This window comes from Sphingobium sp. WTD-1 (assembly GCF_030128825.1).
GTDB lineage: Bacteria > Pseudomonadota > Alphaproteobacteria > Sphingomonadales > Sphingomonadaceae > Sphingobium.
This window is the reverse complement of record NZ_CP119127.1, coordinates 2,996,669-3,009,416: the sequence shown is the minus strand read 5'-3', so window position 1 is coordinate 3,009,416 and position 12,748 is coordinate 2,996,669. Positions and strand designations below refer to the sequence as shown.

Annotated in this window: 13 protein-coding genes; 8 read left to right on the top strand and 5 right to left on the bottom strand. The window is 63.9% G+C overall.

All coding sequences use genetic code 11. The annotated features are described in order from the left end of the window. Positions 1–73: 73 nt before the first annotated feature. From glnA to N6H05_RS15075, 4 genes are all read left to right on the top strand, one after another. Positions 74–1,486 carry a type I glutamate--ammonia ligase gene (gene glnA, locus N6H05_RS15090; protein WP_004207550.1) on the top strand — a complete coding sequence of 471 codons (1,413 nt, stop codon included), beginning with the start codon at positions 74–76 and terminating at the stop codon, positions 1,484–1,486. A gap of 120 nt (positions 1,487–1,606) precedes the next feature. Next, a complete protein-coding gene (locus N6H05_RS15085) occupies positions 1,607–1,909 on the top strand; it encodes a helix-turn-helix domain-containing protein (protein ID WP_284110282.1) in 303 nt (100 codons plus the stop codon). A gap of 34 nt (positions 1,910–1,943) precedes the next feature. Next, on the top strand, positions 1,944–3,002 hold the full coding sequence (locus tag N6H05_RS15080) for an NAD(P)H-dependent flavin oxidoreductase (protein WP_502958936.1): 1,059 nt from the start codon (positions 1,944–1,946) through the stop codon (positions 3,000–3,002). Beyond that, complete coding sequence (locus N6H05_RS15075; protein ID WP_284110278.1) at positions 2,999–3,508, top strand: DUF4269 domain-containing protein; 510 nt, start codon at positions 2,999–3,001, stop codon at positions 3,506–3,508. Before N6H05_RS15080 ends, N6H05_RS15075 begins: the two co-directional genes overlap by 4 nt. A gap of 15 nt (positions 3,509–3,523) precedes the next feature. Here N6H05_RS15075 and N6H05_RS15070 read toward each other — a convergent pair whose 3' ends face one another. After that, entirely contained in the window at positions 3,524–4,177 is a 654-nt protein-coding gene (locus N6H05_RS15070) for a histidine phosphotransferase family protein (protein WP_010336062.1), read from the bottom strand. A 91-nt stretch (positions 4,178–4,268) separates the two neighbouring features. Beyond that, entirely contained in the window at positions 4,269–4,670 is a 402-nt protein-coding gene (locus N6H05_RS15065) for a M67 family metallopeptidase (protein ID WP_284110277.1), read from the bottom strand. 17 nt (positions 4,671–4,687) lie between these two features. Between N6H05_RS15065 and N6H05_RS15060 the strand changes: the two genes are divergently transcribed. Both N6H05_RS15060 and rpoH read left to right on the top strand, forming a co-directional pair. Then, positions 4,688–5,638 (top strand): RluA family pseudouridine synthase, encoded by a 951-nt coding sequence (locus tag N6H05_RS15060; RefSeq protein ID WP_284110276.1) that lies wholly within the window; start codon positions 4,688–4,690, stop codon positions 5,636–5,638. Positions 5,639–5,716: 78 nt separating this feature from the next. Then, positions 5,717–6,631: an RNA polymerase sigma factor RpoH gene (gene rpoH / locus N6H05_RS15055; RefSeq protein WP_004207557.1), complete on the top strand. Its 915-nt coding sequence runs from the start codon at positions 5,717–5,719 to the stop codon at positions 6,629–6,631. Positions 6,632–6,688: 57 nt separating this feature from the next. Here the strand turns inward: rpoH and N6H05_RS15050 are convergent, their stop codons facing one another. Both N6H05_RS15050 and N6H05_RS15045 read right to left on the bottom strand, forming a co-directional pair. Then, positions 6,689–7,147: a GNAT family N-acetyltransferase gene (locus N6H05_RS15050; protein WP_284110274.1), complete on the bottom strand. Its 459-nt coding sequence runs from the start codon at positions 7,145–7,147 to the stop codon at positions 6,689–6,691. Between the two features lie 23 nt (positions 7,148–7,170). Beyond that, complete coding sequence (locus N6H05_RS15045; RefSeq protein ID WP_284110273.1) at positions 7,171–7,719, bottom strand: TetR/AcrR family transcriptional regulator; 549 nt, start codon at positions 7,717–7,719, stop codon at positions 7,171–7,173. A gap of 99 nt (positions 7,720–7,818) precedes the next feature. Here N6H05_RS15045 and N6H05_RS15040 point away from each other — a divergent pair, with 99 nt between their 5' ends. Then, on the top strand, positions 7,819–9,108 hold the full coding sequence (locus N6H05_RS15040; RefSeq protein WP_284110272.1) for an MFS transporter: 1,290 nt from the start codon (positions 7,819–7,821) through the stop codon (positions 9,106–9,108). A 44-nt stretch (positions 9,109–9,152) separates the two neighbouring features. Further along, on the top strand, positions 9,153–9,866 hold the full coding sequence (gene mtgA, locus N6H05_RS15035; RefSeq protein WP_284110271.1) for a monofunctional biosynthetic peptidoglycan transglycosylase: 714 nt from the start codon (positions 9,153–9,155) through the stop codon (positions 9,864–9,866). A 212-nt stretch (positions 9,867–10,078) separates the two neighbouring features. Here mtgA and N6H05_RS15030 read toward each other — a convergent pair whose 3' ends face one another. Further along, complete coding sequence (locus tag N6H05_RS15030; protein ID WP_284110270.1) at positions 10,079–12,637, bottom strand: TonB-dependent receptor; 2,559 nt, start codon at positions 12,635–12,637, stop codon at positions 10,079–10,081. Positions 12,638–12,748: the final 111 nt, after the last annotated feature.

The following is a 12,748-nucleotide window of genomic DNA, read 5'->3' as shown; positions in this document are numbered from 1 at the left end:
CGGACAGGGGTCCGGCGGACACAGGCTTCAACGACCCCTTCGGGGGGGTATCCATAGAGAAGGGCAACTGCACATGGCCAACACGCCAAAAGACATCCTGAAGATGATCGAGGAAAAGGAAATCGAGTGGGTCGATGTCCGTTTCACCGATCCCAAGGGCAAGTGGCAGCACCTGACCATGGTGTCTTCGGTTCTCGGCGAAGATGAGCTGACCCAGGGCCTGATGTTCGACGGTTCGTCGATCGAAGGCTGGAAGGCGATCAACGAGTCGGACATGATCCTGAAGCCCGACCTGGACGCCGTCTATGTCGATCCGTTCAGCGCGACCCCGATGCTGATCATCTTCTGCGACATCGTCGAGCCCGACACCGGCGAACTCTATGCCCGTGACCCGCGTTCGTGCGCCAAGCGCGCCGAGGCGTTCGTCAAGTCGGCCGGCTTCGGCGACACCATCTATGTCGGCCCGGAAGCCGAATTCTTCATGTTCGACGATGTGCGCTTCGAGAATGATTACTCGCAGAGCTACTACAAGATCGACGACATCGAACTGCCGACCAACACCGGCAAGGAATATGAAGGCGGCAACCTGGGCCACCGTCCGCGCGCCAAGGGCGGCTATTTCCCCGTCGCGCCGGTCGATCCCTGCACCGACATCCGCGCCGAAATGGTGTCGACCATGCTCGAAATGGGCCTGCCCTGCGACAAGCATCACCATGAAGTCGCCGCTGCGCAGCACGAACTGGGCCTGACCTTCGGTACGCTGGTCCAGACCGCCGACCGCATGCAGATCTATAAGTATGTCGTGCAGATGGTCGCCCAAGCCTATGGCAAGACCGCGACCTTCATGCCGAAGCCGATCGCGCAGGACAATGGTTCGGGCATGCACACCCACATGTCGATCTGGGAAGGCGGCAAGCCGCTGTTCGCGGGCGAAGGCTATGCCGGCCTGTCCGACACCTGCCTCTACTTCATCGGCGGCGTCATCAAGCACGCCAAGGCCCTCAACGCCTTCACCAACCCGACCACCAACAGCTACAAGCGCCTGGTGCCGGGCTTCGAAGCCCCGGTTCTGCTGGCCTATTCGGCCCGCAACCGTTCGGCCTCCTGCCGTATTCCCTACGGCGCCGGTGCCAAGGCGAAGCGCGTGGAATTCCGCTTCCCCGACGCGATGGCCAACCCCTATCTCTGCTACGCCGCGCTGCTGATGGCCGGCCTCGACGGCATCGAGAACAAGATCCATCCGGGCGCCGCGATGGACAAGAATCTCTATGACCTGCCGCCCGAAGAGCTGAGCCAGGTGCCGACCGTCTGCGGTTCGCTGCGTGAAGCGCTGAACAGCCTCGAAGCCGACTATGAGTTCCTGCTCAAGGGCGACGTGTTCACCAAGGACCAGATCGATGCCTATATCGAACTGAAGTGGCCCGAAGTGTATCGCTGGGAAATGGCGCCCTCGCCGGTCGAATTCGACATGTATTACAGCGCCTGATCCTTTCACAGGTTGCTGGAGGACGGGCCCGGTCGCGCAAGCGGCCGGGCCTTTTCCGTTGCGGTGCGGCAGGCGTGCTGTTCTATTCCGGCACCACGCATCGACGAAGGGAGACTCGCCTTGCAGATCAGCGGAAAGCTTGCCCGCGCCGCCCGCGCCCTGGTGGAATGGCCGCGTGATCATGTCGCGCGCCTTGCGGGGATCGATACGCCGATGCTGGCCGATTTCGAAGCCGGGCGCGCCGATCCGGGTGACGATGCCAAGGCACGACTGCGCCTGGCACTGGAACAGGGGGGCGCCGTCTTCCTGCCGGAGAATGGCGAACAGGGCGCTGGCGTTCGCCTGAAATTCACCGCACGCGACGTGCGCGCAATCAACCGCATGGAAGGCGAAGGCGGCCCGGTGGGTACCGACGACGTCTGATCCGGCTGTTGCAGGATCGATCGCCACCGCCCACATGAACGGCATGAACCCGATCGACGCGCTAGACCTTTCCCTTCCCCTGATCCAGGCGCCGATGGCTGGCGTATCGACGCCGGCGATGGCCGCCGCCGTCAGCAATGCCGGGGCGCTGGGATCGATCGCCGTGGGGGCAACCGACGCAGCGGGTGCGCGCGCCATGATTGCGGCAACACGCGCGCGCACTGACCGGCCGTTCAACGTCAATCTGTTCGTCCATGCGCCGCCCAGCGTTCGCCCGGCCGAGGAGCAGGCGTGGCTGGCGGCGCTGACGCCGCTCTTTGCCGGGCAGGATGCGGCGCCACCCGCCAGCCTGGACACCATCTATCGCAGCTTTGTTGACGACCCAGCGATGCTCGACCTGCTGGTCGAAGCGCGCCCACGCGTGGTCAGCTTCCATTTCGGGCTGCCCGGCGCTGAGCAGATCGCGGCGCTCAAGCAGGCGGGTTGCCTGTTGCTGGCATCCGTCACCAATTTGGACGAGGCAGGCGCCGCGCACGCCGCCGGGATCGACGCGCTGGTGGCCCAGGGATTCGAAGCCGGCGGCCATCGCGGCATGTTCGATCCCGATGCGCCCGATGCAATGCTCGGCACCTTCGCGCTGACCCGCCTGCTGGTGGCGAAGGCCGGCTTGCCGGTGATCGCCGCCGGCGGCATCATGGACGGACGGAGCGTGCGCGCAGCGCTCGACCTCGGCGCGGTGGCGGCACAACTGGGCACGGCGTTCATCGCCTGCCCGGAAAGCAGTGCTGACGCCGCCTATCGCGCAGCCCTTGCCAGCCCGGCCGCCCAGCACACGGTCATGACCCGCGCCATTTCCGGCCGCCCGGCCCGCTGCCTTGCCAATCATTTCACCCGATGGGGCACTGAAAATGGTAGCGACGTCCCCGACTATCCGCGCGCCTATGCCGCCGGGAAGGCGCTCAACGCGGCCGCCAAGATCCAAGGCGAAGGCGGCTATGGCGCACAATGGGCGGGCCAGGGTGCGCCCCTCGCCCGTGTTCTGCCGGCGGCAGACCTGATTGCGGCAATCGCGGCGGAAATGCGCGAAACATGAGCCGCGTCGCGCATGACGTCGCGCTGAAACGAACCGGCGTCCTAACGTTATTGGCGCCCCATGATCCGCATGTTGCGGGCACGCCGCCGCTTAGCCTCGACCTGCCGGACAGCGACATCGATATCGTCTGCGAGGTGCGGGATTTCGATGCCTTTGCCGCCTTGATGACCGAGCATTTCGGCGATCGCCCCGATTTTGTGGTTCATGCGCGCCCCGACCTTGATGCCATGATCGTCCGCTTCCGCGCGTGGGACTGGCCATTCGAGATTTTCGGCCAGGCCTTGCCGATCGCGCAGCAACATGGCTGGCGCCATTTCTGTGTCGAGCGACGCCTGCTCGATCTGGGCGGCTCTGCTTTGGCGCAGGCGATCATGGCTTTGCGGCATCGCGGCCTGAAGACCGAGCCCGCCTTTGCCGCGCTGCTGGGCCTGACGGGCGATCCCTATACCGCGGTGCTGGAACTGGAGGGGCAGGACGACGCAGCCCTGCGCGCCCTGCTGCCCTGAATTTTCCGACCTGAATTATTCCGCGCGATCGGGAATGGCGGCGCCGAACAGCAGCACCGAATCGCCCGGCGGCGACAGCACGATCTCGCCGCCAGCCTCCATCACCAGCGCCCGCACCATCCAGGCGGCCGCCGTGCGCGACGCCAGGCCACCGGCCGGCAAGGTTCCCGCCAGCGCTGCGCGCAGTTCGGGATCGAGAATGACCTTGGGGCCCTCGCCCCGCACCACGATCTCCGTCACGCCCGGCCGCTTCTCCGCACCAATGTCGAGCTGCCCACCGCGCACCAGCGCATCGCCGGCGATCAGCGCGAGATTAAGCAGCACCTTGACCGCGAGCTTGGCCAGCATCTGCTCCTCGACCATCCAGCCGAGCTTCACCCGGCCCGAGGCGAACATGCCCTCGATCGCGACTTTCGCCTCATGCGGCGGCACCGCATCGCCAAAACCGCCCGCCGAACCGAAGGCCAGGCGGAAAAATTTCAGCTTGTTGGCCGAGGTGCGCGCGCTGTCGGCCAGCAGGTCCAGGCAACGCTGGCGCATGTCCGGATCGGTTTCGTCGGCCATCAGTTCCAGACCATTGTTGAGCGCCCCGACGGGGCTCAACAGGTCATGGCAGAGGCGCGAGCAGAGAAGGCTGGCAAATTCGATGCTGTCGATCGGATGGGTCATGGAGATGGAGGCCGCCGGATTTACGGGAAAAGACACCTTCCCGGCTAGGCTTCCCCAGCCGATGATGCAAGCCCGGCTCACCCCCTTTGCATCACCTTATATCGAGCAACGCCTCCACGAAGGCCACGCCCCCCTCCCCGTCTGGCGCGGCCAGCCACGCCCGCACCGCTCCCCCGCCGACTATCAGCCACAAGGCGCCGTCCGGCACAGCACAGGCCCGGTCCGTTTCCGACGGAATCGGCACGCCCGATGGGTGGGAATGATAATGACCAAGCACCGCCGGCCCGCCCCGGCGCGCGGCCCGATGCGCGGCCAGCAAGGTCGCCGGCGCCAGTTCGAAATGACGAGCCGGGTCAGGCGCGACATTGGCCGCTGGCAGGATCGCGTCGATGCGCGCGCCCTGCCCCAGCAACAGGCCGCAGACCTCCCCCGGCTCGGCCGCGGCCAGGGCCATGATTTGTTCCAGCAGCACCCTTGAAATTTCGGCCTTCATTCCTACATCCCTAGGCAATGGTTCCGGGGGTTTCCATCATTGAAACGACGATAGGCGAAGCCCAGGCGGGTTTGCGCCTCGATCGCGCGCTGGCCGAACTGCTGCCCGACCTGTCGCGCGAGCGGATCAAGGCGTTGATCGTCGAGGGACAGATCGTCTCTGGCGGTCGATCGCTCAACCCGTCGATGAAGGTAACGGTGGGGCAGGATTACAGCATCACCCTGCCCGCCCCGGTCGCGCTCGACGCCGTGGCACAGGATATTCCGCTCGACATCGTGCATGAGGATGCCGACCTGATCGTGGTCGACAAGCCTGCGGGCCTGGTGGTCCACCCGGCGGCCGGCAATCTGGACGGCACGCTGGTCAATGCGCTGCTGCATCATTGCGATGGCCAGTTATCCGGTATTGGCGGCGTGGCGCGTCCCGGCATCGTTCATCGCATCGACAAGGATACTTCCGGTCTGTTGGTCGTTGCCAAGTCGGACAAAGCCCATGAGGGCCTCGCCCGGCAGTTCAAGGATCACAGTATCGACCGGCTCTATGCCGCGATCGTCTATGGCATTCCAACGCCGGGGTCCGGCACGGTCGATGCCTGGATCGGGCGATCCGACGCTGATCGAAAGAAGATGGCGGTTCATCGGGAAGGGCGCGGCAAGCATGCCGTCACCCATTACCGCGTGATGGAGCGCCTGCGCGGCGCGGCGATGGTGGAATGCCGGCTCGAAACCGGCCGCACCCATCAGGTTCGTGTGCATATGGCGCATCTGGGTCACCCCTTGATCGGTGACCCGGTTTACGGTAGAGACAGAAAAGGTTTCAAATCAATACTGGAAACGCTGGGTTTCAAAAGGCAGGCATTGCACGCGAAACGGCTGGGGTTCATACATCCTGTGACGGAGGAACCCCTGGCTTTCGACAGTCCCCTGCCTGCAGATATGCAGGAACTGTTAAGCGAGCTTCACGTATAGGTTCTGACAAGTTTGCGCGGCCAGCGGATGCCACTTTCGGGTTCGCCTGGCGCGCATGTAAAGGGAAGGAATTGTGACATGGCCAATCGGAGCAATGTCCCCGCGGTTCCGGCGCTGGGCGGTGAAGCCAGCCTCAACCGCTATCTGTCGGAAATTCGCAAGTTTCCGCTGCTGACCCCCGAGCAGGAATATATGCTCGCGAAGCGCTACGAGGAACATCAGGATCCCGAGGCGGCGGCCCAGCTCGTCACCTCTCACCTGCGCCTCGTGGCGAAGATCGCCATGGGCTATCGCGGCTATGGCCTGCCGGTCAGCGAACTGATCAGCGAAGGCAATATCGGCCTGATGCAGGGCGTGAAGAAGTTCGAGGCCGAACGTGGCTTCCGCCTGGCGACCTACGCCATGTGGTGGATCCGCGCGTCGATCCAGGAATTCATCCTGCGCAGCTGGAGCCTGGTCAAGATGGGCACCACCGCGTCGCAGAAGAAGCTGTTCTTCAACCTGCGCCGGATGAAGAACAATATCGAGGCGTTCGAGGATGGCGATCTGCGCCCCGAGGACGTGACCAAGATCGCGACCGATCTAGGCGTGTCGGAAGATGATGTGGTGTCGATGAACCGTCGCATGGCGATGGGCGGCGATACCTCGCTCAACGTGCCGATGCGCGAGGATGGCGACGGCCAGTGGCAGGATTGGCTGCAAGACACCGATCCGCTGCAGGACGAACGCGTCGCCGAGGAGCAGGAACGCACCCAGCGTCACGAGATGCTGGTCGAGGCGATGACCGACCTCAACGACCGCGAGAAGCACATTTTGGCCGAGCGTCGCCTGGCCGAGGAGCCCAAGACGCTTGAAGAACTGAGCCAAGTCTATGGCGTATCGCGCGAGCGCGTCCGCCAGATCGAGGTTCGTGCCTTCGAGAAGCTGCAGAAGGCGATGATGCGCATCGCCGGCGGCAAGCTGGAAAAGATGGCGCGTTTCGCCGCCGCCTGATCCGGCCACACAGGAAAAAAGAAGAAGCCCCGGAGCGATCCGGGGCTTTTTTTCGTCTTAGAGCATCCGCACCATCGAGACGCTGTCCGCGCCATAGCTACCGGCGGCAACCGGCGCGTCGACGAAACCCTGTCGGCGCCAGAAGGCATCCGCACCGTTGACGGCGGTCAGGGTGATGCGATCGAAGCCGGCGGCGCGGGCCTGCGCGACGGTCAGATCCACGGCCGCCGCAGCAGCGCCGGTGCCGCGCGCTTCGGGCAGTAGCGCCAGGTCGTGAAGATAATAGCGGTCAGGCGCGCCCGGCAGCGCGCCGATCAACTGGTCGAGCGCCGGCGGCCGGTCGCCTGCCCAGGGATGGGTTACGAGATAGCCGAGCGCCTGCCCGTCCCGCTCCAGTAGGAAGCAACCCGCCGGATAGAGGTGCAGCCGTTCGGCATAGATGGCAGGCTTCTCCGTATAGGCGCCGTGGACTCGATCGGAAATGGCCGCCGCAGCGTCCACATCCCCCTGCCCCATCGGTCTCCACCGGGCGCTGCCGCTCATGCCTCGACACCTAGGGCACGGCGATTGGCCGCCAGCAATTCCTCAGACAGCGCAGGATCGTCGACCGCGCGAGCCAGCACCATCGTGCCGACCAATTGCGCCATGCGTGCCAGCGCCGCGTCGCGATCGGCGATACCGGCATTTTGCAACGTGGCGGTCAGATCCTCAAACCCTTCGCGAAAGGCGGTGGCGAGCGGTCCACCCTTGCGCGCAGCGTCCGGGCCAAGCGCGATCAGGGCGCAGCCGGTTTCGGGCAAGTCGCGATTACGGGCGCTCAGATAATCGGCGGTGATCGCATCCGGCCCATCCTCGGCCGACAGACGACGCCACTTGGCCGCGCCCCTCGCAAGCGACGTGGCGCAGGCTTCGGCCGCCAGCGCCTCTTTCGATTCGAACTGATTGTAGAAGCCGCCATGGGTAAGGCCGCATTCGCGCATCACCTCGCCAATGCCGACGCCCTCGACGCCACGGGCACGAAACAGGCGCGACGCCGCATCCACCACCTTCTCGCGATTACGCTCGGCCTGTTCGCGGCTGACTTTCATGATTCCGACACTCCAATTGGCCTCTTGACCTTATATATGATACCCATCATTTAACGCCAGTCCGTTTTCCGGTCGAAGCGCCAATCCGAGGGGAAGTCGATGCTGTCCACCATGTTCGCCCGCCGCCTGGCCGCGCGCAATGTCCATTATGGCTGGGCAGTCGCGGGCACGACCTTCCTCACCATGCTGGTGGTGGCCGGCGCGGTCGGCGCGCCGGGCGTGTTCATCGTGCCACTGCAGAAGGAATTTGGCTGGAGCGCGGCCGATATTTCCGGTGCGCTGGCTATCCGTTTCCTGCTGTTCGGCGGCATAGGGCCGTTTGCCGCCGCCTTCATGAACCGCTTCGGCGTGCGGCGGATGATGTTGATTTCGCTGTCAATCGTGATTGGTGGCCTGCTGCTGTCGCTCGGCATGACGCAATTGTGGCAGCTCGTCCTTCTCTGGGGCGTGGTAATCGGCGTCGGCACCGGCCTCACCGCCATGGTGCTGGGCGCGACCGTCGCCACCCGCTGGTTCAGCGAGCGGCGGGGACTGGTGATGGGGCTGCTGTCGGCCAGCACCGCGACCGGCCAGCTCGCCTTCCTGCCGCTGCTGGCCAGCATGACCGACAGCTATGGCTGGCGCGTGGCGATGCTGCTAGTGTGTGGCGCGATCCTGGTCGCGGCCGTCGCGGTCATGCTGCTGATGCGCGACCGGCCATCGGACCTGAACCTTGCCCCCTATGGCGAACAGGCGATCCAGCCCGTCCCCACCCAGCCGGCCAGCCTGGGCGCGCTGCTGGCGACGCCGCTGATCGTGCTGCGCGACGTGGCAAAGGTGCCGACCTTCTGGATTCTCTTCTTTTCCTTCTACATTTGCGGTGCCAGCACCAATGGCCTGGTCCAGACCCATTTCATCTCCCTGTGCGGCGATTATGGGCTGGCGGCGGTGGGCGCGGCGTCGATGCTGGCGATGATGGGGCTGTTCGACTTTGCTGGCACGTTGGCATCGGGCTGGCTCAGCGATCGCTATGACAATCGCTGGCTACTCTTCTTCTATTATGGGCTGCGCGGCCTGTCGCTGCTCTATCTGCCGTTCAGCGACTTCTCGATCTACAGCCTGTCGCTGTTCGCCATCTTCTATGGCCTCGACTGGGTGGCGACGGTGCCGCCAACAGTGAAGCTGACGGCGCAGCGCTTCGGTCCGGAAAAGGCGAATATCGTGTTCGGCTGGATCTTTGCCGGGCATCAATTGGGCGCGGCGAGCGCGGCGCTGGCCGGTGGCCTGTCGCGCACCGCCTGGCAAAGCTATATGCCCGCCTTCATCGCGGCAGGTATATTGTGCCTGATCGGTGCGGCGCTGGTGCTGCTGATCAACCGGGGCCGCACGCCGAGCCTGGCGACAGCCTGAAGGAATCGATGACGACGGCGCGCGGGGACGCTAGTTTGCGGCCCATGAAAAAAGCCAAAGCCGCGCCCAAGCCTGCCTCCGCCCAGAAACGTCGCTCCCGCTGGATCAGTATCCCGCTCAAGGTCGCCATCGGCTTTGTCGGCCTGTCGGTCGGCACCGTGGTCATTTATCGCTTCGTGCCGCCACCGGTGACGATCACCATGCTGCTCGATCCCAATGGCATCACCAAGGAATGGAAGGGCCTGGACGCGATCGACCCGGACATGCCGCGCGCGGCGATCGCGGCGGAGGATAGTCGCTTCTGCAGCCATCATGGCTTCGACGCGGTCGCAATTGCCCAGGCGATGCGCCACAATGCCAGCGGCGGGCGCATTCGCGGCGGCTCCACGATCAGCCAGCAGACGGCGAAGAATATCTTCCTGTGGCAGGGTGGCGGCTTCGTCCGCAAGGGGTTCGAGGCCTGGTTCACCGTGCTGATCGAGGCGATCTGGGGCAAGCGGCGGATCATGGAAGTCTATCTGAACGTCGCGGAGACCGGCATCGGCACCTATGGCGTGCAGGCCGGATCGATCCGCTATTTCGGCCATGGCGCCGGCAAGCTGAGCCGGGCCGAGGCGGCGCGGCTGGCGGCGGTATTGCCGCTGCCCAAGAAGCGCGAAGCGATCGACCCGCATGGCTTCACCCGCCGCTATGGCAACAGCATCTCCGCCCGCATCCCCGTGGTGCAACGCGACGGGCTGGACGACTGCCTGAACTGAGGCCGCGACTGAGCGCCCAAAAATAGGAAATCGGGCGCTTAACTTCCCATATTTCCCGCACATTTCGACATTTTATTGCGCTGCCCTGATCCTATCGGAAAGCGCACACTGCCCGGTCCCCGATCATAATCGAGCGGCGGCGAATAGGACATGAAAAAGGGAGGCGCGGATCGCTCCGCACCTCCCTTCCTTTTTGCCTGTCGGCGCCTGGCTTAGAAGCCGATGATCAGCGAGGCGCTGATCGCGCGCGGCGAACCGAAGTTCACGAAGGCCGAGGACGAGCTGGCGAGCGTATCCAGACCGCCGCTGAACGAGCCGACATAATATTTGTCGAACAGGTTGCTGACGTTCAGCTGGATCGCGCCCTTCTCCATGCCGACGCTGGCCAGCGAGTAGCGCAGGTCGAGGTCGACGACGGTGTAAGCACCGAACTTCGCACCCGGGAAGATCATCTTGCTGGTGCCATCGGTGAGCGTCACGCTCTGAATTTCACCGTTGATGTCGTTCAGATAGCGCGAGCTGGTCTTCTTCGCCTGGACGCCCAGGGTGAAGTCGCCCAGATTGCCCTGCAGACGGCCACCGAACAGATATTTCGGTGCGCTGCGTTCACGCTTGCCCGAGGTGCGGAGATAGGCAACGCCATCCTGCACATAGCACAGGCCCGCCAGAGCGATGTCGCTGGTCGCGGCACAGCTGCCGGTCACGGCGTCGTTCTGGATTTCCGACTTGATGTAGGAACCGAACAGATAGGCGGTGATTTCCTTGATCGGGCTGTAGGAAATATTGGCGTCGACGCCATATTTCTTCACCGGACCCAGGTTGGTGTCGGTGCCGTTGCCATCGATGTCATAGGCAGTGACCAGACGGTTCTTGTACTTCGAGTACCAGCCGGTGACAGCAGCCTGCACCTTCGACGAGGTGTAGCGGAGGCTGGCGTCGAAGCTGTCCGAGGTTTCCGGCGCACGATAAGCGGAGTCGCTATCGACCGGGAAGATGAACGCGTTGTAGAGCGCATCGGTGCTGGGCACCGACAGGTTCTTGGCATAGCTGCCCGCGATGCTGATTTCCGGCGTGATCTTGAAGGTCGCGCCGACGTTCGGCAGGAACTTGTCATACTTCAGCTTGCGCGCCTGCGGCAGAGCCGAACCGGTCGCACGGCCGGTCGTCTCGTTGAAGCTGTAAGGATGGGTCGCGATGTAAGCAGCCTGCTGGTCTTCCGGCACGCAGTTCACGAAACCACCCGAGCTGGTGGTGAAGCAATACTGGTTCAGTTCGCGCTTGAAGAAGGGCAGGCGGCCACCGATCAGCACCGACAGCTTGTCCTCGAAGAACTGGCCGCGATATTCACCGGCGATCTGGTTCAGTTCGGCGATCGACTTGCGGTCGCGCTTCTGCAGGGCATTGCCGGCAGCATCCAGAACCGGATCGTTGATCGGGAACACGTCGAACGGCGTGCCGCCCTGATCCAGGAAGCCAGCATAGCCGGTCTGGCGGTGACGCGCACGGTCATAGCTGTACGACAGACGGATACGCTGGCCATCGCTGATCTCGTAAGCGAGGTTGGCAATGCCGACCCAGCGACGGGTGTTGGTCTGGCTCGGCTGGAGCAGGGTCACGCGACCCAGCACGCCGTCACCGTTCAGGTCGCGACCGAAGTAGAAGCTGCCGCCATAGTTGCCGGTGCCACGGAAACCGGTCGAGTCCGTGAAGAAGGTTTCGTTGGCGCTGGTGGTGCCGCCGCCATTGGCCTTCACCCACTGATAGGCGCCGTCGACCGACAGGGTCAGACGCTCAGCCAGGGTGAACTTCGAGTTCGCACGGACGTTGCCGGTATTCGAAGGGTTGAAACGACGCTCGAAATCGGTGCCGCAAGCGTTGGGGGTGCTGGTCTGGCTGACCTTACAGGGGTAGCCGCCAGCGATGTCGTAGAAACGATCGCTCTTGTCGCCGGTGAAGGCACTGGCGCGGAAGGGCGAACCACCGAAGTTGTTGCGGTTCTGGTTATAATGGGCAGCGACCGAGATGAAGTCGCCGTTGCTGCCGATATCCTGCCAGATCTTGGCGTTATACTGCTGCTTCGACACCTTGCCATAATTGGCGAAGGCCGCGTCGTTGCGAATGCGCGAGGCCGAGATCCAGGCCTTGGTGCCGTGACCGGTGAGGTCACCGGTGTTCACCACGCCGAACATGCGGAAATAGGGACGATCGCCCGCACCGTCGGCGGCGATGTTGCCGTAGCTGACGCTGGCCAGAACGCCATAATCGTCGCTCGGCTCAAGGGTCTTGATGTTGACGGTGCCGCCAACCGCAGCGGCGGTCGGGCTGTCGACGTCGGTCGAACCGAGGTTGACGTTGACGTTCTCGATCAGTTCGGCGTCAACCTGCTGGTTGGTGTAGATCGCATAGTTGCCCGAGTCATTGAGCGGGATACCGTCAAAGGTCTGCGAGATACGGTCCGAGCTGAAGCCGCGGATGGTGAAGCTGCCGCCCGACGAACCCCAGGGATCGTTGTTGGTGAAGCTGACGCCCGGCACCAGGTTGATGATTTCGTTGACCGACTGGCCCGGACGCTGTGCCTGGATGATTTCCTGGCCCAGAACGACCTTCGCCTTGGGCGAATCCGGGATCTTCACGCCGCCAACGCCCTGGTTGACGACGGCGCCCGTCACGATGATCGAATCGAAATCGTCCGAACCGGTCGACTGCGCGAGAGCGACAGCCGGGGCAGCGACGGCGAGAATCGCGGCGCTGCACTTGAGAAACTGCTTCATTGACCCTTGTCCCTTTTTCAAGAGTGCGCCCCACGGCGCCATAACCATTTTGCTCTTCGAGCCGGCGCCGCATCTGGCGGCCACTGGCGACGCCCCTGTGATGCTATGATT